General features: G+C 72.4%; 19 protein-coding genes. 5 read left to right on the top strand and 14 right to left on the bottom strand.

Translation table 11 applies throughout. From position 1 onward, the window contains the following. Nucleotides 1-3 precede the first annotated feature (3 nt). The 5 genes from ACWAUO_RS09785 to ACWAUO_RS09765 all read right to left on the bottom strand — a co-directional run bounded on the left by ACWAUO_RS09785 (nt 4) and on the right by ACWAUO_RS09765 (nt 4,496). On the bottom strand, nt 4-1,275 hold the full coding sequence (locus ACWAUO_RS09785; RefSeq protein ID WP_460775032.1) for a S8 family peptidase: 1,272 nt from the start codon (nt 1,273-1,275) through the stop codon (nt 4-6). After that, nucleotides 1,272-1,817, bottom strand: a complete 546-nt coding sequence (locus ACWAUO_RS09780; protein ID WP_460775030.1) for a DUF501 domain-containing protein — start codon at nt 1,815-1,817, stop codon at nt 1,272-1,274. Before ACWAUO_RS09780 ends, ACWAUO_RS09785 begins: the two co-directional genes overlap by 4 nt. Before the next feature lie 37 nt (nt 1,818-1,854). Continuing rightward, on the bottom strand, nt 1,855-2,346 hold the full coding sequence (locus tag ACWAUO_RS09775; protein WP_460775029.1) for a septum formation initiator family protein: 492 nt from the start codon (nt 2,344-2,346) through the stop codon (nt 1,855-1,857). Nucleotides 2,347-2,380: 34 nt separating this feature from the next. Then, nucleotides 2,381-3,661, bottom strand: a complete 1,281-nt coding sequence (eno, locus tag ACWAUO_RS09770) for a phosphopyruvate hydratase (RefSeq protein ID WP_460775028.1) — start codon at nt 3,659-3,661, stop codon at nt 2,381-2,383. A gap of 157 nt (nt 3,662-3,818) precedes the next feature. Beyond that, nucleotides 3,819-4,496 carry an O-methyltransferase gene (locus ACWAUO_RS09765; protein WP_460775027.1) on the bottom strand — a complete coding sequence of 226 codons (678 nt, stop codon included), beginning with the start codon at nt 4,494-4,496 and terminating at the stop codon, nt 3,819-3,821. A 101-nt stretch (nt 4,497-4,597) separates the two neighbouring features. On the opposite strand from ACWAUO_RS09765, the gene ACWAUO_RS09760 reads away from it, so the two are divergent. After that, nucleotides 4,598-5,071: a PaaI family thioesterase gene (locus ACWAUO_RS09760; protein WP_460775025.1), complete on the top strand. Its 474-nt coding sequence runs from the start codon at nt 4,598-4,600 to the stop codon at nt 5,069-5,071. 132 nt (nt 5,072-5,203) lie between these two features. Here ACWAUO_RS09760 and ACWAUO_RS09755 read toward each other — a convergent pair whose 3' ends face one another. The 4 genes from ACWAUO_RS09755 to ACWAUO_RS09740 are packed head-to-tail and all read right to left on the bottom strand — an operon-like array spanning nt 5,204 to nt 8,292. Then, on the bottom strand, nt 5,204-6,133 hold the full coding sequence (locus ACWAUO_RS09755) for a lysostaphin resistance A-like protein (protein ID WP_460775024.1): 930 nt from the start codon (nt 6,131-6,133) through the stop codon (nt 5,204-5,206). Continuing rightward, a complete protein-coding gene (locus ACWAUO_RS09750) occupies nt 6,130-7,122 on the bottom strand; it encodes a DUF1648 domain-containing protein (protein WP_460775023.1) in 993 nt (330 codons plus the stop codon). Before ACWAUO_RS09750 ends, ACWAUO_RS09755 begins: the two co-directional genes overlap by 4 nt. Continuing rightward, a complete protein-coding gene (locus tag ACWAUO_RS09745; protein ID WP_460775021.1) occupies nt 7,112-7,468 on the bottom strand; it encodes a GntR family transcriptional regulator in 357 nt (118 codons plus the stop codon). Before ACWAUO_RS09745 ends, ACWAUO_RS09750 begins: the two co-directional genes overlap by 11 nt. Before the next feature lie 59 nt (nt 7,469-7,527). Next, a complete protein-coding gene (locus tag ACWAUO_RS09740) occupies nt 7,528-8,292 on the bottom strand; it encodes an AraC family transcriptional regulator (protein ID WP_460775019.1) in 765 nt (254 codons plus the stop codon). An 87-nt stretch (nt 8,293-8,379) separates the two neighbouring features. On the opposite strand from ACWAUO_RS09740, the gene ACWAUO_RS09735 reads away from it, so the two are divergent. Continuing rightward, nucleotides 8,380-8,877 (top strand): VOC family protein, encoded by a 498-nt coding sequence (locus ACWAUO_RS09735; RefSeq protein WP_460775018.1) that lies wholly within the window; start codon nt 8,380-8,382, stop codon nt 8,875-8,877. 78 nt (nt 8,878-8,955) lie between these two features. Here ACWAUO_RS09735 and hisS read toward each other — a convergent pair whose 3' ends face one another. The 3 genes from hisS to ACWAUO_RS09720 are packed head-to-tail and all read right to left on the bottom strand — an operon-like array spanning nt 8,956 to nt 12,080. Continuing rightward, on the bottom strand, nt 8,956-10,221 hold the full coding sequence (gene hisS / locus ACWAUO_RS09730; protein ID WP_460775260.1) for a histidine--tRNA ligase: 1,266 nt from the start codon (nt 10,219-10,221) through the stop codon (nt 8,956-8,958). A 33-nt stretch (nt 10,222-10,254) separates the two neighbouring features. Then, a complete protein-coding gene (locus ACWAUO_RS09725) occupies nt 10,255-10,926 on the bottom strand; it encodes a nucleoside triphosphate pyrophosphohydrolase (protein ID WP_460775016.1) in 672 nt (223 codons plus the stop codon). Further along, a complete protein-coding gene (locus ACWAUO_RS09720; protein ID WP_460775014.1) occupies nt 10,923-12,080 on the bottom strand; it encodes a Na+/H+ antiporter NhaA in 1,158 nt (385 codons plus the stop codon). Before ACWAUO_RS09720 ends, ACWAUO_RS09725 begins: the two co-directional genes overlap by 4 nt. 138 nt (nt 12,081-12,218) lie before the next feature. Here ACWAUO_RS09720 and ACWAUO_RS09715 point away from each other — a divergent pair, with 138 nt between their 5' ends. Further along, complete coding sequence (locus tag ACWAUO_RS09715) at nt 12,219-14,885, top strand: phosphoenolpyruvate carboxylase (RefSeq protein WP_460775012.1); 2,667 nt, start codon at nt 12,219-12,221, stop codon at nt 14,883-14,885. A gap of 126 nt (nt 14,886-15,011) precedes the next feature. Here ACWAUO_RS09715 and ACWAUO_RS09710 read toward each other — a convergent pair whose 3' ends face one another. Further along, on the bottom strand, nt 15,012-15,611 hold the full coding sequence (locus ACWAUO_RS09710; RefSeq protein WP_460775011.1) for a gamma carbonic anhydrase family protein: 600 nt from the start codon (nt 15,609-15,611) through the stop codon (nt 15,012-15,014). Between the two features lie 138 nt (nt 15,612-15,749). Here ACWAUO_RS09710 and ACWAUO_RS09705 point away from each other — a divergent pair, with 138 nt between their 5' ends. Both ACWAUO_RS09705 and gdhA read left to right on the top strand, forming a co-directional pair. Next, entirely contained in the window at nt 15,750-17,138 is a 1,389-nt protein-coding gene (locus ACWAUO_RS09705) for a basic amino acid/polyamine antiporter (RefSeq protein WP_460775259.1), read from the top strand. Nucleotides 17,139-17,245: 107 nt separating this feature from the next. Then, complete coding sequence (gene gdhA / locus ACWAUO_RS09700; RefSeq protein WP_460775009.1) at nt 17,246-18,598, top strand: NADP-specific glutamate dehydrogenase; 1,353 nt, start codon at nt 17,246-17,248, stop codon at nt 18,596-18,598. 209 nt (nt 18,599-18,807) lie between these two features. Here the strand turns inward: gdhA and ACWAUO_RS09695 are convergent, their stop codons facing one another. Continuing rightward, nucleotides 18,808-19,923, bottom strand: coding sequence for a linear amide C-N hydrolase (locus tag ACWAUO_RS09695; protein WP_460775008.1), 1,116 nt, complete (start codon nt 19,921-19,923; stop codon nt 18,808-18,810). Nucleotides 19,924-19,933 lie beyond the last annotated feature (10 nt).

Raw genomic sequence — 19,933 nt, 5'->3', positions numbered from 1 at the left:
GAATCAACGGCGCGGTGCGGTGGGCGGCCGCACCGATCGGACGCGTCGGACAGCAGCAGTGACGCCGAGCGTAACCATTATAGCGGCCACGGTGACCACGAGCAGCGGCAGCGACCCGTAGAGCAGGGTCTGCTCGGTCGGGAGCAGGGGCGAACCGTCCGCGCTGGGGCGGTCGGCCTCGGGCAGCGGCGGCACCTCGACGGGCGCGGAGACGTCGTCCGGCGCAGGCGTGCCGGCAGCGCGTCGGTGCACCCGGATCCACTCCCGCAGGTCGCCCAACGGGTTCGAGGTGACGAGCGCGACGTCGGCGCCGACCGCCGCCGCGGCGTCCACGAGGCCGTACCCGTAGAGCGGATTCGGCAGGTCGCGGGCGGATGCGGGCGGCTTGGCGGTGCGGATGATCCGGTTGATGACGTTCGCCGCGTCGAGGTCGGGTTCCGCGGCGCGCACGAGCGCGGCGATCCCGGCGACGATGGGCGCCGCGCCGCTGGTGCCGTTCCACACCACGAGCTGTCCGTCGGCGGAGACGCCGAGGAGCTCCTCGCTCGGGGCGGCGACCCCGATGGTGATGCCCTGCGTGGAGGCGTTGACGCTCGCACGTCCCTCCGGGTCGACGCCGGCGACGGTGAGGACGCCCGGGATCGTGGCGGGCGCGCCGACCCGCGAGGTGCCGCTGCCCCGGTTGCCGGCGGCGACCACGACCACCACGTCGTGGTCGAACGCGTACAGGAACGCCTCGTCCCAGCTGGGATCCCACTCGAGGGTGTTCGTCGTGAACGAGAGGTTGATGACGTCGGCGCCGTTGTCGACCGACCAGCGGATGGCCTGGGCCACCTGCGTGGCGATCGGCACCGTCGTGCTCGACCCGAACCCGACCGACACCGACAGCAGCTCCGCCTCGGGGGCGACGCCGATCATGCCGCCGGGGAGGTCGCGTGCGGCCGCGAGCGAGGCCACCCAGCTGCCGTGGTTCGCGTCGACGACGCCCACCGGGGTGCGCCCGTCAGCGCTCCCCTCCCCCGACACGTCCGTGCCGGCGACGACCGCGCCGTCGAACGCGGGGGCCCTGCCGATGCCGGTGTCGATGATCGCGATGCGCACGCCCTGGCCACGGGTCGTCGCCCAGGCCTCACGGATGCCGTACTCGTCGAGCCAGTACTCCTGGCTGCGGACCGGCTCCGGCGTGGTGTCCGGCGTCGCGGCCAGGGCGGACGTGGGCGCGAGCACCCCGAGCGCGATCCCGGCGGCCACGACGGCCCGGAGCATCCTTCTCATCCAGGCTGCTCCGAGGGGGCGGATCCGGCGAGCGCGGCGCCCGGTTCCGCGCACTCGCACCGCTCCGGCGACCAGTCGCCGCGGGCGAGCGCCGCGTCGCCGATGGGGTTCACGCCGGGACCGGCCGCGAGCGCGTGCCCGGCGAGCGCGTGCAGGCACTTGACCCGGGTGGGCATGCCGCCCGCGGAGACGCCCGCGATCTCCTCGACCTCGCCGTAGCGCGCGCGGTCCGCGAGGTACGCCTGGTGGGCGCGCAGGTAGGCGGCGGCCACCTCCTCGTCCTCGAGGGTCGCGGCGAGTTCGGGCATGACGTGCGTCGCCTCGAGCCGACTCATCGCCGCGGTCGCGGCGGGGTGGGTCAGGTAGTAGAACGTCGGGAACGGCGAGCCGTCGTCAAGCCGCGGTGCGGTGGCGACGACGGTCGGGTTGCCGCACGTGCAGCGCGCGGCGATGCCGACGGCGCCGCGGACCGGGCGCCCCAACTGTGCGTGGAGCACCGCGTGCTCGGCTTCCGTGACGGGGGCGAACGGCGGAGTACTCACCCGCCCAGGCTACCCGGCGCCGCCCGGGAGCACCCCGTCAGTCGACCGGGCCGGTCGCGGTCTGCGAGGTGCCGGCGACGACGACCGAGCGCACGAGCTGCGACATCCAGTCGGTGCGGGTCTGCTCGACCTCGTCGCTCACCGCTCCCTGCTCCTGCGGCTGCTGCGCTTCGGACAGGTCGTTGTCGACGAGGTAGAAGATCTCGCCGGGCTGCGTGTAGTACAGCCGCTCGCGGGCCTGCGTCATGATGTACGCCGGATCGCTCCAGCGCTGCCCCTGCTCCTCGAGCTCGTCGATCTCGTCCCGGGTGAGCTGCACGGCGTGCTCGAGCGCCGCGATCCGCTGCCGCTGGTCCATGTACGTGCCGATCGTCGGCACCAGCACGAGGACGGCGAGCACCACGAGTCCGAGCATGATGATCATGAACCCGGACAGGCGGATGCCGCCGAGCCACTCCCGCACGTCGACGCGCCGCGCCTGCGGGCTTCGACGGCGGGATGCGGAAGGGGGAGCCGGCCTTCTGGTCACGACTCCCCCTCCCTCTCAGATCCGTACGGTGCGCTCAGCCCTGGAACCGGGGGAACGCGCTGCGGCCGGCGAACACGGCCGCCTCACCGAGGTCCTCCTCGATGCGCAGAAGCTGATTGTATTTCGCGACGCGCTCGGAACGGGCGGGCGCGCCGGTCTTGATCTGACCGCAGTTGGTGGCGACGGCCAGGTCGGCGATCGTGGTGTCCTCGGTCTCGCCGGAGCGGTGCGAGAGCATCGCGGTGTAGCCGCTGCGCTGGGCGAGGCTGACCGCATCCAGCGTCTCGGTGAGCGTGCCGATCTGGTTCACCTTCACCAGCAGCGAGTTCGCGACGCCGCGGGTGATGCCGTCCTGCAGACGCGAGGGGTTGGTGACGAACAGGTCGTCGCCGACGAGCTGGACCTTCGAGCCGAGCGCCTCGGTGAGGTGCTTCCAGTTGTCCCAGTCGTCCTCGGCGAGCGCGTCCTCGATCGTGACGATCGGGTAGTCGTTGACCAGGCCCACGTAGTACTCGGTGAGCTCGGCGGCGTTCCAGTCCTTGTTGTCGAGGCGGTACACGCCGTCGTTGAAGAACTCGGTCGCGGCGACGTCGAGGCCGAGGGCGATGTCCTTGCCCGGGGTGAAGCCCGCCTTCTCGATGGCCTTCAGCAGGAAGTCGAGGCCCTCGCGGTTGCTGGGCAGGTCGGGGGCGAAGCCGCCCTCGTCGCCGAGACCCGTGGCGTAGCCGGCGGCCTTCAGCTCGGCGCGCAGCACGTGGTAGGTCTCCACACCCCAGCGGAGCGACTCGGCGTAGGTCTCGGCGCCGATGGGGGCGAGGAAGAACTCCTGCATGTCGATGCCGTTGTCGGCGTGCTCGCCGCCGTTGATGACGTTGAACAGCGGCACGGGCATGACGTGCGCGTTCGGGCCGCCGAGGTAGCGGTACAGGGGCAGGTCGGCCGAGTCGGCGGCGGCCTTGGCGACCGCGAGGCTCACGCCGAGGATGGCGTTCGCGCCGGTGCGCTGCTTGTTGGCGGTGCCGTCGGTCTCGATGAGGACGGCGTCGATGACGCGCTGCTCGCTGGCCTCGAGACCCTCGATGGCCGGGCCGAGCTCGTCGAGCACGGCGTCGACGGCCTTGCGGACGCCCTTGCCGCCGTAGCGGCTCTTGTCGCCGTCGCGCAGCTCGTACGCCTCGAAGGCGCCGGTCGATGCGCCGGAGGGGACGGCCGCGCGCTGGACGATCCCGTCGTCGAGCAGCACCTCCACCTCGACGGTCGGGTTCCCGCGCGAGTCGAGAATCTCGCGCGCGCCTACAGCCTCGATCAGTGCCACAGAGGACTCCTTGAGTTGGTTCGGTCCCCTCCCGCGAGGCGCGGTGTGCGCATGCTGTGGAGGGTTTGGTTCTCGGAGCGTCGTCGATCCGTTCCCGAGTCTACTGACCCGGCCCGTCGCGCAGGAGGGGCACGGCGGTCGGCGACCGGATGCGGGGTCAGACCGCGTCGGTCAGCACGGCGATCGCGACGCCGTCCCAGCCCTTCGCGTCGAGGGTCTGCAGCGCCGTCGCGTCGAAGCGGGGATCGGCGCCGAGCATCGCGAGGCCTGCCTGCGTGCCGCGTACGTCGCTGCGGGCGGCGCCGGGGTCGGCGACCGCGCCGCCGCGGCCCACGTTGTCGACCACCACGACGGTGCCCGGGTGCCCGAGCCGCGCGGCCCAGTCGAGGTACACCGTGTTCGATTCCTTGTCGGCGTCGATGAAGACGAGGTCGAACGGCTCGCCCCCGTCGAGCGTGGGCAGCACGTCCTCGCCGCGCCCGACCCGGATCTCCACGCGGTCCCCCACCCCCGCACGGTCGATGCTCGCACGGGCGATCCGGGCGTGGTCGGGTTCGGCCTCGATCGTGACGACGCGCCCGTCCTCGGGCAGCGCCCGGGCGAGCCAGATGGTGGAGTACCCGCCGAGCGTGCCGATCTCGAGCACGCGCCGGGCACCGGCGATCCGGGCGAGCAGGTGCAGGAACTTGCCGTTCAGCGGGGCCACCTCGATGTCGGGCATGTGCGCCGCACGCTGGTCGGCGACCGCCTGCTCGAGTGCCGGGTCGGTGCCGACGAGCGTGCCGGTGAGGTACGCGTCGACGGCCAGCCATTCCGCACGGGTGGGTTCGCTCATCTGTTCAGCACATCGCCCCCGGGCGGGGGTCGTCAAGGCGATGTTGGAGGCGTCCCACAACGGATGCCGACCGCATCCGCCGATCTCGGCACACTCGGGGCATGCGCATCACACCCCGGAGACTGGCGATCGGGATGAGCCTGTGGCTGCCGAACCTCGCGAGCGGCATCCGCGTGCGGGAGTTCGCGGACGACTGGACGCACGCGACGGTCGAGCTGCACGTGAACCCGCTCACCCGCAACTACGTGAAGACCGCGTTCGGCGGGTCGATGTCGGCGATGACCGACCCGTACTTCTTCATGCTCGTCATGCACCAGCTGGGCCGCGACCACGTGGTGTGGGACACCCGCGGCGAGATCGAGTTCGTCAAGCCCGGGCGCGGCGTGCTCACCGCCCGGTTCGAGGTGCCGGCGGCGAAGGCCGAGGAGCTGCGCGAACGCGCCCGCGGCGGCGCGAAGGTGCTCGAGTGGTTCGAGACCGAGATCACGGATGCGGAGGGCGACGTCGTGGCGAGGGTGCGGCGCGAGGTCTACATCCGTGAGAAGCGCCGCGTGACCGAGTCCGCCGCGCGCTGAGCGCGCCGGGCGCGTTCGGTTCACGGTCGCGTTCAGGTGGCGGATGCTGCGGCATCCCTCCCCCGCATCCCGCACGATCTGACACCCGAGCCCGCCGAAGGCCAGTTCGCCCGTGACGACGGGCGAACGGGGTCAGGCGAGGGGGTCGAGCTCGAGCTTGTCGCGGCGGAACTGTCCGCACAGGGCGAGGACCGCCACCACGACGGCGAGCACGATCCATGCGGCGAGGCCCAGCGGGCCGGCGAGCGCCGGGTCGGGCGAGCTGTCGGCTGCCACGACGAGCAGGGCGACGGATGCCGCGGCGTTCAACGATCCGTGGCCCAGCGCCGCGGGCCACACCGACCGGCTGCGCAGGCGCAGCCAGCCGAAGAACACGCCCCAGGCGACGCAGCCGCCGATCATGAGCAACAGCCCCGTGACGTCGGTGCGGCCGAAGTTGTAGCCGAGCAGGATGACCGGCGCGTGCCACAGGCCCCACACCACGCCGGTGACGAGCATCGCGGGCCACACGCCGAGCGGCAGCAGCGCGGTCTGCAGCCAGCCCCGCCAGCCGATCTCCTCACCGGCCGCGAAGATCGTGTTCACGAGCGCGCCGACCGGGAGCGACAGCAGCTGCCCGATGACGAGCAGGCCCATGGGCGGCAGCGGCGTGCCCTCGGGGATCAGCGCAGCCAACTGGGTCGCGAAGCCGGAGAACTCCACCAGGTCGAGCTCGATCCAGCCGGCGAGCGCCGCGACGGCGATCCCCGCGGCCACGATCAGCATCGGCGCGAACAGCGCGATCCCGAGGAACAGCAGGAAGCGACCCACCGGCCGAAGGGGCCACACACCGAGGAACCGGGCGCGGCCGGTGGCCGGCGCACGGAACGCGAACACCACCACGAGCGTCGCGAGGGTGGGCGCGAACATCATCAGCGTGATCCACACGGTCGCCAGCGGCGTCGCGAGCCCGTCGCCGAGCCACAGCGGGAGCGCCGGGAGCCAGGCGAGCGCGTACGAGATGACGACGAACAGGACGACGGGCACCCAGCGGACGCGGGCGGGATGCTGCAGGGCGGTCATACGTTCGCCTCCTCGGTGTAGGCACGGAGGACGCCGGCTGCGGTCGCGGCGTCGGGGACGGACACGGTGAAGCGCTTGCCGTTCCTCCGGCTCACGTCGAGGGCGTCGCCGGCGCGCAGCACCACCCCGAAGCGGCCGGGCGCGGAACGCACGCCGTAGCCGCCGAACTCCCCCATGGGCTGCACGTGCACGTGGTCGACGCGCTCGATGTCGGCGAGCGGCACGCGAAAGCGGGGCGCCCCCAGCACGGAGGTGACGTGGAGCCCCGCCGCGTCCACGCGGACGTGGAAGGCGGCAGTGGCCGCGACCGCTGCGAGAACGAGCACGGTGACGAGGGTCACGACGAGCGCCGCAGCGAGCTCGCCCAGCATCCACATCGCGATCGTGGCGAGCACGAGTACGACGAGCGTGAGCGTCAGGGCCACGACGGCGCCGCGGGTCAGCGAGGTCGTCCGCATCCAGACGACGCGCTCCCCCGGGCGGATGGTGACGGCGGTGACGTCGTCGAGGCGGCGGGCGACCGCATCCTCCTCGGGCAGCACGGCCCAGCCGACGAGCCCGGCCACCGCGCCCGCGGCGAACGCGGCGATGAGCACGGGGAGGGCGGACGGCCCTTCGGCCGCGTCGCCCAAGCCCTGCTGGATCGCGAGCGTGCCGACGCCGAGCGCGGCGAACAGTGCGGCCAGCGCGAGGGCTGCGGCGCCGAGCAGCCGGAACGCGACGCCGCGCTCACCGCGGCGGACCGCGGGCAGCGTGGTCGCAGCCAGGAGTCCCGGGAGCGCGAGCGTGCCGAGCGCGGTGAGCACGATGACGAGCACGGGCGGCGCGAAGCCGTCCGGGCCGCCGCCCCAGCCCCAGTGCACCGCGACCGGCGTCGGCAGGGTCGGCAGCAGCACGAGCTGCACGGCGAGCGCGGCCACGCACACCAGGGCGGGCAGGATCACGGCGACCCACACGAGGCGGAGGGCGGTGTTCGGTTCAGTCGTCATCGGTGGCGTCCTTCACGAGGGCGGCGAGGGAATCGGCGGAAAGTCGGAGGGCGCGGGCCTTGCGGGCCAGCGCGCGGATGTCGCCGTAGAGCGCGGCGAGGTCGGCGGCCGCATCCGTGACCACGGCACCGCGACCACGGCGCATGTCGACCAGGCCCTCGTCGCGGAGGTCCTGGTACGCGCGGAGCACGGTGTGGAGGTTCACCTCGAGCGCCGCGGCGACCTCGCGAGCGGCCGGCAGCCGGTCGCCGGCGACGAGCCGTCCGGCGGCGATGTCGGCGCGGACGGATGCGGCGATCTGCGCGAACAGCGACACCTCGCTGGCTGGGTCGATCCGGATGAGCATAAAATGATTCTAGAACAACTAGAACAATGCCCACAAGATCCGCGGCGCCGGACGCGGGGTCAGACCTCGGCGCGGTAGTCGCTCGCGCGCATGCCCAGCACGGCACGGAAGTCGTTCGCGAGGTGCGCCTGGTCCGTGTAGCCGAGGACGGCGGCGATGCCGGCAAGGGATGCTGCCGAGTCCTCCCGCACGCGCTGCGCCGCCTCCTGCAGTCGCCGCCGGCGGATCATCGCTGCCGGCGACAGCCCCACGCTTCGATGCGCGAGCCGTTGCAGGGTACGCACCGAGACGCGGAGCCTCGCCGCGGCGTCCTCGACGCGGAGGATCGCAGCATCCGTCATGAGGAGGTCTGCCATTGCGTTCGCGAGGCGTCCGTCGGCGGTCTCCTCCCCCGCCGCCTCCCGCAGCCACGCAGCGAAGGCCCCGACGGCACGCCCCAGGTCGGGCATCGCATCCGTCACCGCGGCGACGAGTTCCGGCGCCTCCACCGGCATCGATCCGTCGATGATGCCGCTCGGGTCGTCGTGCAGGCGCAGGAGCGCGGCGGGTCGCAGCAGCGCACCGACCGCCCAGCCGCGACCGCGCAGCACCCGCTCCGACACACGCGTGGTGGGCCCCCACAACCGCGCGTGCCCGTCGGACTCCACCACGAGGTTGGCGGCCGGGTAGCCGAGCACGGGCTGGCGCGACTCGGCGCCGTCCGGCAGGTCCCACTGCGGGATCCAGAACCACCCCGCCGTGTGCGCGACCGCATCCGGTGCCGGCAATCGCGTGAAGCGCGGCAGACGATCCGGGAAGAGCACGCCGCGGGTGGGGTCGGTCACCCCGGCAGGCTAGCCACCGGCGCTGCCGCGCGGAAGTCGTCGCGAATCTCCAAGCCGCGGGGCACTGCGGCACGCGACGATCGGGGCATGGACACATCGACGACGGGCGTCACCGGCGCCCACACCACCGACGGCCGCCCGAACACGGCCACCTCGCTCACCCCGTTCCTCGCGATCCCCGGCGCCAAGGCGGCGCTCGCGTTCTACCGTGACGTCTTCGGCGCACGCGTCACCGACGTCACCGAGTTCGACGGCGTCGTCGTGCACGCAGGGCTCGACTTCGGCACCGGGCTCCTGCAGGTCGGCGAACCCTCCGCGCAGTACGGCACGGTCCCGCCGCCGGAGGGCGACACCGCCTGCTACTCCCTGGGGCTGTACGTGCCGGACGTCGACGCGGTCACCGAACGCGCCGCCGCCGCGGGCGCCACGGTACGCGAGGCGCCCGCGACCTTCGTCTCCGGCGACCGATTCGCCAGCATCCGCGACCCGTTCGGCATCCGCTGGTCGATCATGACGCGCGTGGAGGACCTCTCCGAGGAGGAGAGCGCCCGCCGCGTCGCCGAGTGGGCCGCCTCCCTCACCTGACCCGGAAACTCGCCCGTCACGGATGCGGGGTCGCGGCCGGCGACACCCGGCATGTGCGACGGGCGAACTCGGGTGGCACTAGGAGAGGGACTTCACCTCGAGGTCGCCGGGGGCGGCGCCGGCCGAGACCGTCGCGAACGCGCTGTAGCCGTCGGCGGCGGCCCGCTCGAGCAGCCCCTTCAGGTTCTTCGTGCGCTGCTCCAGCCGCACACGGGCGCCGGTGGCGACGAGGGCCGTCTTGTGCGCGATGAGCTCGGCGACCGGCACGTCGCGGTCGTGCACGAGCACGACGGCGGATGCGGCGTCGTCGGCGTTCGCGTCGAGGAGGTCGACGATCCGCTCGAAGCCGATCGAGAACCCGACGGCGGGCACGTCCTGGCCGAGGAACCGGCCGATCATGCCGTCGTAACGACCACCGCCGCCGAGCGAGTACGAGACGGACGGGTGCGCGAGCTCGAAGATCGTGCCGGTGTAGTAGCCCATGCCGCGGACCAGGAACGGATCGAACACGAGCGGCACGCCCTGGAACGGGTCGTTCTCCCGCGCGGCGGCGATCGCCTCGCCGACACCGGCCAGGTGGGCGACGACCTCGTCCGGCACGCCCTCCGGGAGGGCCTTGCGGATCTGCGCCTCGCCGTAGGGGATGAATTCCAGCGTCTGCGGGCGGTTCAGGAACGCGGCGAACGCGTCCACCGCCGCCGGCGTCGCGCCGCGCTCGCGCAGCTCCGCCTCGACGCCGGAGGGACCGATCTTGTCGAGCTTGTCGATCGTGATGAGCACGCCGGGGCGCTCGGCGGCGTCGAAGCCGAAGACGTCGAGCATCGCGTCGAGGGCGCGGCGGTCGTTGATGCGCACGGAGGCGCCGGTGAGTCCGAGCGCGTCGAGCGTGTCGAGCGTCGCGGTGATGAGCTCGGCCTCCGCGCGCGCGGTCGCGTCGCCGATGATGTCGATGTCGCACTGCACGAACTGGCGGTAGCGGCCCTTCTGCGGGCGCTCCGCACGCCACACCGGCGCGATCTGGATCGAACGGAACACCGAGGGCAGCTCGGCGCGGTGCGACGCGTAGAAGCGGGCCAGCGGCACCGTCAGGTCGTAGCGCAGACCGAGGTCGCTGAGGGCGGCTGGGTCGTCGGCGGCGGCGCGGATGCCGTCGGCGTCGAGGCCGCGCTTGAGCACGTTGAACGCGAGCTTCTCGTTGTCGCCGCCGATGCCGGCGTGCAACCGGGCGTAGTCCTCGACGACGGGGGTCTCGATCTCGTCGAAGCCGTGCGCACGATAGCGCTCACGGATGACGGCCAGCACGCGCTCGCGGCGCGCCTTGTCTGCGGGGAGGAAGTCGCGCATGCCGCGCGGCGGGTTGACGGTAGCCACGAGGGTCTATTCTCCCAGGTCCGCCGCGGTGCCCGCGGCCTCGGTCCCGCGGGCGCGCGCCTCGGCGTCCCGCACCTGCGTCTCCACGGCCCGCGTGCGCTCGCGCAGCGCCCGCTCGGCGTCCCAGCCACGGGAGCGGGCGAGAGCGACGAGCCGCAGCAGCGCCTCCCCCAGTTCCGCCTCGCTCGAGGGCCCCTCGGCCGCGTCCGGCCCCGGGACGACGGATGCCGCGCGCCCGAGCACCTTCTGCGCCCGGGCGAGTGCCGGCATCCCCCCGGGCACGCCGTCGAGCACACTCGTGCGCTCGCGCTTCTCGGCGGCCTTCGCCGCGTTCCAGTGGACGAGCACCTCCTCGGGCGTCGTGGCGACCGCATCCGCGAACACGTGCGGGTGGCGGCGGATCATCTTGTCGGCGAGGTCGCCGGCGACGTCGTCGATGTCGAACGGGTCGTCCGCGTCGCGCGAGGCGATCTCGGCATGGAACAGCACCTGCCACAGCAGATCGCCGAGCTCCTCCCGCAGCTGCGCCCGGTCGCCCGACTCGACGGCGTCGATCACCTCGTGGCTCTCCTCCACGAGGTAGGGCACGAGGGCGCGGTGGTCGATCCGCTGCGTCCACACGCAGCGGTCGCGCACGGCCCGCATCGTCTCGGCGGCGCGGCGCAGCTCATCGGTCATGCGGGGATGTCCTCCCGGGCCAGGCGGCGGTAGTGGTGTGCCCGCAAGGATACGAGCACACCCGCCAGCACGAGCGAGATCGCGGACCCGGCGAGGACGCCGAGCACCGCCTCGTCGCGCAGCACGGCCTCGCCGGCGAACGCGAGCTCGCTCAGCAGCAGCGACACGGTGAACCCGATGCCGCCGAGCGCGCCGGCGGCGAGCAGGTCGGGCAGGTGCAGCCGGTGGTCGGCCGGCACCCGCATGACCTGCTGCGCGACCCAGCCGGCGCCGGCGATGCCGATGAGCTTGCCGACCGGCAGCGCGATCACGATCGCCCAGAACACCGGCTGCAGCTCGGAGAACCCGACCGAGGGGATGACGACCATCGCCGCCGACAGGGCGAACACCGGCAGCACGAGACCGTTCACCCACGGCTCCAGCACGTGCCGCACGCGGAGGGCGGGCTGCTGGCGCATCGCGAGGCCGAGGGCGACACCGGCGATCGTGGCGTGCACGCCCGACCGCAGCACGAGCAGCCAGACCGCGACCGCGACGAGCACGAGCAGCACGCCGAGCAGCGCGGTGCGGCGACCGCCCAGCATCCGGCTGAGGACGCCGAAGACAGCTACGAGCACGACGGCGCCGATGAGCGCGACGAGGTCGAGGTCGGAGGTGAACAGCACCGCGATGAAGAGGATGCCGACGATGTCGTCGAGGATCGCGAGCGCCAGCAGGAACACCCGGATCGCGGGCGGCAGGCCCTTGCCGAACACCGCGAGCACGCCGAGCGCGAAGGCGATGTCGGTCGCGGTGGGGATCGGCCACCCCGGCGCGGAATCGGTGCCGACCGTGATCGCGGCGAAGACCACGATCGGGACGAGCACGCCGCCGGCGGCGCCGATCGCGGGGCGGAGCCCCTTGCGGACGGAGTTCAGCTGCCCGTTCGTGAGCTCGTACTGCAGTTCGACGGACGCGACGAAGAAGAAGATCGCGAGCAGGCCGTCGGCGATCCAGTGCTCGACCGACAGCTCGAACACCCCCGGGATCCCGAGGGACAGGTGCTTCACGTCGAGCGCGGCGGGGCCGAGCGGCGAGTTCGCGAGGACGAGGCCCACCGCGGCGGCGGTGAGCAGGATCACGGCGGGGAAGCGCTCCGAGCGCAGCAGGGACATCCGTCTCCCATCGGTGGCAGGCGCCACGGTCTTTCGTCGCGACCGGTCGACGCGACGAGCCGACCAGACTTCCCGGCACACCTCCGACCCATGTTACCCGTCACATGCCCGTGATCTCTCAGGGCTAGCGTTGATGCCATGCATGAACCGACCCCCACGGAAGCCCTCGACCTCGTCGGCCGCTACGAGGCCGGGCAGGAGATGCCGGAACGCATGCGTGCCGACGTACGCCTGCTCGGGACGCTGCTCGGCCGGGTGCTGAAGGAGAGCGGCTCCGAGGGGCTGTTCGAGGACGTCGAGCGACTGCGCGCCGCGACGATCCAGGCCTACACGGATCCCGGCTCGGACGCGTTCGCCCGCGCCGCGCGGATCGCGGACTCCTTCACGGTCGCCCGCGCCGACGAGGTGGCGCGCGCGTTCACCGCGTACTTCCACCTGGTGAACCTCGCCGAGGAGCACCAACGCGTGCGGGTCCTGCGTGAACGCGACGGGGAGTCGCGGCCCGGCGCCGGTGACACCCTCGCCGGCGCGTTCCGCTCGCTGGCCGAGGAGGTCGGCGAGGACGAGGCGCTCACCCGGCTGCAGGACCTCCGCTTCCACCCCGTCTTCACCGCGCACCCGACCGAGGCCCGTCGCCGCGCGGTGTCCACCAGCATCCGCCGGCTCTCGAGCCTCCTCGAGGGCTACGGCGACACGGGCGACGGCAGCGCCGAGCGCCGTCGCGCCGAGCGCCGGATGCTGGAGGAGATCGACACGCTCTGGCGCACCGCGCCGCTGCGCGCCGAGAAGCCCTCACCCACCGACGAGGTGCGCTCGGTCATGGCCGTGTTCGACGACACGCTGTTCACCGCCGTGCCGCACGTCTACCGCCGCGCCGACGACGCGCTGCGTCCCGGCGGCGGCGCCCGCCCGCCCGTCGTGAAGCCGTTCGTCCGCGTCGGCTCCTGGGTCGGCGGTGACCGCGACGGCAACCCGTTCGTCACCGCGAAGGTCACCCGCAAGGCCGCGGCCATCGCGAGCGAGCACGTGCTGCTCGGTCTCGAGCGCGCCGCGACGCGCATCGGCCGCGGGCTCACCCTCGACGCCACCACCACCCCGCCCTCCCCCGCGCTCGACGCGCTGTGGACGCGGCTGCGCGGCGCCGACGAGGAGGCCGCCGCGGAGATCGCGAAGCGCTCCCCGAACGAACCGCACCGGCGCATCATGCTGCTCATCGCCCGGAAGATCGCGGCGACCCTGAGCCGGAACGCCGACCTCGCGTACCGCGACCCGGAGCACCTGCTCGCGGACCTGCGCGTCGTGCAGGACTCGCTCGCCGCGGCAGGAGCCGCCCGCCAGGCCTACGGGCACCTGCAGCAGCTCATCTGGCAGGTCGAGACCTACGGGTTCCACCTCGCCGAGCTCGAGGTGCGCCAGCACTCGGCCGTGCACGCCAAGGTGCTCGCCGAACTGGACGCCGGCGGCGAGCGCAGCGAGCTCACCGAGGAGGTGCTGGAGGTCTTCCGCGCGATCGCGTTCGTGCAGGAGCGCTTCGGCCCCCGCGCCGCCGGCCGCTACATCGTCTCGTTCACCCGCTCCGCCGACGACCTCGCCGCCGTGCACCGGCTCGCCCGGTACGCCGTCGGCCCCGACGGCACGCCGCCGGTGCTCGACGTCATCCCGCTGTTCGAGACCTTCGCCGACCTGCAGGCGGCGCCGGCCATCCTCGCCGAGATCGTGCAGCATCCCGCGTTCGCGGCACGGCTCGAGGCGACCGGCCGGCACCTGGAGGTCATGCTCGGCTACTCCGACTCCTCCAAGGACGTCGGGCCCGTCGCGGCGAACCTCGCGCTCTACGAGGCGCAGGCGCTCATCGGGCAGTGGGCCAAGGACAACGACATCAAGCTCACGCTGTTCCACGGCCGCGGCGGTGCGCTCGGCCGCGGCGGCGGTCCCGCGAACAGCGCGATCCTGGCGCAGGCGCCGTACTCGGTCGACGGCCGGTTCAAGCTCACCGAGCAGGGCGAGGTCATCTTCGCCCGGTACGGCGACCCCGCCATCGCGCAGCGGCACATCGACCAGGTCGCCTCGGCGGTGCTCCTGGCATCCGCCCCTTCGAACGAGCAGCGCAACCGCTCGGCCGCCGAGCGGTACGCCGCGATGGCGCAGACCATGGAGGACGCCTCCAAGGCCCGCTTCTACGCGCTCGTGCAGGCGCCGGGGTTCGCGCCCTGGTTCGCGACGGTCACCCCGATGGAGGAGGTGGGCCTGCTCGCCCTCGGCTCCCGCCCGGCCCGCCGCGGCCTGTCGGTGGAGTCGCTGGAGGACCTCCGCGCGATCCCGTGGGTGTTCGCGTGGACGCAGGCGCGCATCAACCTCGCCGGCTGGTTCGGCCTGGGCACCGCGCTCGAAGCCGTGGGCGACGAGGCGTTGCTGCGCGAGGCCTACCGCGAGTGGCCGCTGCTGCGCGCGATGATCGACAACGTCGGCATGAGCCTGGCGAAGGCCGACGACCGGATCGCCCGCGAATACCTCATGCTCGGCGACCGCGAGGACCTCGCCGAGCTCGTGCTCGAGGAGATGGCCCTCACCCGCTCCTGGGTGGTGCGGATCGCCGGCGGCGACGACCTGCTCGCGAACAAGCCGGTGCTCCAGCGGGCGGTGAAGCTCCGCAGCCCCTACGTCGACGCACTGTCGCTGCTGCAGCTGCGCGCCCTCCGCGCCCTCCGCGAGGCCCCGCAGGACGCCCCGGCCGACCCGGAGCTGCAGCGCCTGCTGCTCCTCTCGGTTTCCGGCGTCGCCGCGGGCCTGCAGAACACCGGCTGACCCGCATCCGTCCGGCCCCTCGCCCCCTTCGGACCGCGAGACTGCATCTGACCGCCGAGACTGCGGGGTAACCCCGCTGTTTCGGCGACAGGATGCAGTCTCGCGGTTCGTGCGTTCGGGGGCGGGTCAGTCGAGGGGGACGTCGTCGGCGTGGCGGGAGAGGCTGCGGCCGTAGCGCTCGGTGAGCTGCACCATGAGGTCGGGGGTCTCACGGTCGAGGCCGAACACGTACCCGGGGAAGTCGAGCTCCTGCTGGCGCGCCCAGATCTCGTCGTGCTGGTCGGGCGACACGACGATCGCCGGATCCCCCACCGCGACCCACGCGATCGGCACGACGCTGCGCTCCGGCAGCCGCGTGCGCAGGTGCACGACGGCGTTGATGCGCACCTCGCTGCGGTCGCCGATGACCGCGCCGTTGAACACGCGCACCCCCGTCGCGAGGAACACCTCCGACCCCACGGTCGCGCCCGAGATGCTCGCCATCGGGCCGATGAGCGTGTGGTCGCCGATGTGCACCGGGTTCGTGGCACTCGCGCGGATCACCGCGTTCTCCATGACCACGCAGTCGCGGCCGACCGTGACCGGGCCGCCCTCGCTCGTCAGCACGGCGCCGTGCAGCACCTGCGTGCCCGCGCCGATCTCGACGTCACCGCTGATCACGGCCGTCGGCGCGACGACGGCGTCCGGATGGATGCGGGGACTCGCCCCGAGATGCTCGAACCGCATGCGCACTCCTCGCGTTTGCGGTCAGCGTAGAGGCACCGGCCGCCGCGCGTCGAGGCCCGGTCGGCCGGGGGCCGACGGCGCTACGGTGGGCCCGTGACCACCTCGGAGGACGCCGCACCTGCACCCGCACGCGTCTCGATGTTCACCCTGGCGGCGTTCGTCGTCGGCTCGATGGTCGGTGCGGGCGTGTTCTCGCTCCCCGGCGCGTTCGCCGCCGAGACCGGCGTCGCCGGCGCGCTCATCGCGTGGGCGATCGCGGGCGGCGGGATGCTGACCCTCGCCCTCGTGTTCCGGATGCTGGCGGTGCGCCGCCCCGATCTGGACGCCGGCGTGTTCAGCTACGCGAAGGCGGGGTTCGGCGGGTTCGCCGGGTCCCTCTCCGCGTTCGGCTACTGGGCGAGCGCGTGCGCCGGGAACGTCTTCTACTGGGTGTTCATCATGTCCACCCTCGGCGCCGTGTTCCCCGAGCTCGGCGCCGGCGACACCGTGCTCGCGGTCGCGCTGTCGTCGGTCGGGGTGTGGCTGTTCTTCGTGCTCATCCGGCGCGGCGTCCGGCAGGCGGCATCCCTCAACCGGATCGTCAGCGTCGCGAAGACCGTGCCGATCGTCGTGTTCGTGGTGCTGTGCCTCACCGTGTTCGATCCGGCGGTGTTCGCCGCGAACTGGGGCGGCGGGACGGATGCGGCACCCCTGTTCGAGCAGGTGCGCGCGACCATGCTCGTCACGGTGTTCGTGTTCATCGGGGTGGAGGGCGCGAGCGTGAACTCCCGCCACGCCAGGAACCGGCGGGACGTCGGGCGGGCGACGCTCCTCGGGTTCCTCAGCGTGCTGGCGGTGTTCGCATCGGTCACGATCGTCGCGTACGGGGTGCTCCCCCGCGACGAGATCGCCGCGCTCGACGAGCCGTCCATGGGCGGCGTGCTGGCCGCCGCGGTCGGGGACTGGGGCGCCGTGCTCGTCGGGGTCGCGCTCATCGTGGCGGTGCTCGGCGCGTACCTCGCGTGGACGCTCATGGCGGCCGAGGTGCTCCTCGCAGCCGCCCGCGCCGGCGACCTGCCCCGGTTCCTCCGCCGCGTCGACCGGCGCGACACCCCGGTCGCCGCGCTGCTCCTGTCGAGCGTGCTGGTGCAGGCCATGCTCGTGCTCGTGCTGTTCGCGCAGGATGCGTTCGACGTGGCGCTCGCGCTGACGAGCTCCCTCATCCTCATCCCGTTCCTGCTGTCGGCGGCGTACGCGCTGAAGCTCGCGCTCTCCCGGGACGGCACGGCGGGCCGCTCCCGCACCGGCGACCTCGTGATCTCCGTGCTCGCCACGGTGTACACCGCGTTCCTGCTGTACGCGGCCGGGCTCACGTACCTGCTGCTGTCGGTGCTCATCATCGTGCCGGGCACCGTGCTCTACGTCGTCGCCCGGCGCCGGCGCGGCGCCCGCGTCTTCACCCCCGTCGAAGCCGTCGTCTTCGTGCTGGCGGTGGTCGCCGCCGTCGCCGCCGTGGTGCTGCTCGCGACCGGCGTCATCGCCCTCTGACGCCCGCGGGTCGGGAGGGGGTGCGCGGCGGGAGTACCCTGAGAGTGTCCGCATCCACTGGGACCCGCTCCTCTTCGCGCGTCTCCCACTCCCCCGAGAGCACCACTGTGACCGAGACCGTCCTCCCTGAAACCGTCGCGCCCGTTTTCGAGGAGGTGATCCGCCGCAACCCCGGGGAACGCGAGTTCCACCAGGCCGTGCGCGAGGTGCTCGAGAGCCTCGGCCCGGTCGTCGCGAAGCACCCCGAGTACGCCGACGCCGAGGTCATCCGGCGTCTGTGCGAGCCCGAGCGGCAGATCATCTTCCGCGTGCCGTGGACCGACGACGCCGGCCGCGTGCAGCTGAACCGCGGCTTCCGCGTCGAGTTCAACTCCGCGCTCGGCCCGTACAAGGGCGGCCTCCGCTTCCACCCGAGCGTGTACCTCGGCATCGTGAAGTTCCTCGGCTTCGAGCAGATCTTCAAGAACTCCCTCACCGGCCTCCCCATCGGCGGCGGCAAGGGCGGCTCCGACTTCGACCCCAAGGGTCGTTCGGAGGCCGAGATCATGCGGTTCTGCCAGTCGTTCATGACCGAGCTCTACCGCCACCTGGGCGAGCACACCGACGTCCCCGCCGGTGACATCGGCGTCGGCGGCCGCGAGATCGGCTACATGTTCGGCCAGTACAAGCGCATCACGAACCGCTGGGAGGCGGGCGTGCTCACCGGCAAGGGCCTCACCTGGGGCGGCTCGCAGGTGCGCACCGAGGCCACCGGCTACGGCACCGTGTTCTTCGTCGACGAGATCCTCAAGGCGACCGGCGAGGGCATGGAGGGCAAGCGCGCCGTCGTGTCGGGTTCCGGCAACGTCGCGATCTACGCGATCGAGAAGATCCAGCAGCTCGGCGGCACCGTCGTCGCGTGCTCCGACTCCAGCGGCTACGTCGTCGACGAGGCGGGCATCGACCTCGACCTCGTCAAGGAGATCAAGAACGTCCGCCGCGGCCGCATCTCCGAGTACGCCGAGCACCGTTCCTCCGCCCGGTTCGTCGCCGGCGGCTCCATCTGGGACGTCCCGTGCGAGCTCGCGCTCCCCTGCGCGACGCAGAACGAGCTGGACGAGGACGGCGCCGCATCCCTCATCGCGCACGGATGCCTCGTGGTCGCCGAGGGCGCGAACATGCCCACGACGCCGGCCGCCGTGCGGGCGCTGCGCGCCGCGGGCGTGAAGTTCGCCCCCGGCAAGGCCGTGAACGCGGGCGGCGTGTCCACGAGCGCCCTGGAGATGCAGCAGAACGCGTCGCGCGACTCGTGGAGCTTCGAGCACACCGAGGAGCGCCTCGCGGAGATCATGCGCTCGATCCACGACCGCTGCCTCGAGACGGCCGACACCTACGGCGCCCCCGGGGACTACGTCGCGGGCGCGAACATCGCGGGCTTCATCCGCGTCGCCGACGCGATGCTGGCCCTCGGCCTCGTCTGACCCTCGCGGTTCCGAAGGACCCCGCCCTCCCGGGCGGGGTCCTTCTGCGTGCGGCCGGCGGGCGTGCTGGGCCGCGAGACTGCATCTGCGCGCCGAGACTGCGGGGTAACCCCGCAGTCTCGGCGGCCCAATGCAGTCTCGCGGTCCGCAAGGCCCGGGAACGAGGAAGGACCCCGCCGAGGCGGGGTCCTTCCGGTGGTGACGGCGGGTCAGGCGGCTTCGGCCGCGCGGGTCTTCACCCCGTCGGCGGCCTGGCTGCGACGCTCGGCATCGACCTCGGCCTTCAGCTTCTCGATCTCGTGGTACGCCGTGGTGGCGACCTCGAGGAAGGTGCGGCCCGTGTCGAGCGCGAAGTTCACGAATTCGCCGGCGTCGGAGAACTTGTGGCTGCAGTCGCCGGCGAGGCCGCCCTCGAGCGACAGCTTGCCGACGAGGTCGAGCTTGAGCGCCTTCGTGCCCTTCTTGAAGCTCAGCTTGTCGAAGTCGACCCACACGATGTTCGGGCGCGTGGTGGACTCGTACACGTAGCGCAGGTTGGTGAGGTCGAGCACGACCTGCCAGATCGTCTGCGACGCGTCGGGCTTGCCCGGGTCGGGCTCGCGGAACGGCTGCGCGGCGTTGCGGATGACGCTGAACATCGCCGCGACGGCATCCAGCTGGGTCTTGGGCTTGGTGAGCCGGCCCTCGTAGTAGGTCGCGCGGGCGAAGCGCTGCGCGGCCTCGGTGCCGCCGGGGATCGTCTTGTCGCCGCCGAGACCGTCGTACTGCTTGACGAGCTCGAGCTGCTGGTCGAAGGTCGGCGAGTTCGTCATGACCTTGTAGTCGCGCGAGTGGTACACCTTGGCCTTGCCGTCGATGTACTCGATGATCGCGGAGTCGCCGCTCTTGTCGTTGATGGCGAGGTGCAGCGTCGGGGTGCTCTTGCCGGTCGGGTCCGGGATCTGCACGATGCGCACGTCGTTCTGCTCGGTCCACTCGACCGCCTCGGCCACGGTGGCGAAGTTGTCGAGGTAGTACTGCAGCCACACGGCCTGGCTCAGCTGGGTCTCGGACTGGTCGATCTCGCCGTACTCGGACTCGGCGAGCCACAGGATGTGCCCCGCGAACCCGGCCTCGTTCATGCCGTCGACCGCGACGAGGTCGAACGCCATGGCGACGACGCTGCCGTACGTCGACTCCCACTCGAGCTTGCCGTGGACGCCGTCGTTGCGCTTCATCCCCCGCGGCAGCTTCCACAGGTTCGTCAGGAGATCCATGTGGAAGTCCATGTTCCGACCGACGATGACGGACCCGTTCGCGTCCGGCCACACCACGCGTGTGCACATACGAGAGACC

It is taken from the genome of Microbacterium sp. GXF7504 (assembly GCF_054798235.1).
This window is presented reverse-complemented; position numbering and strand designations above follow the sequence as displayed.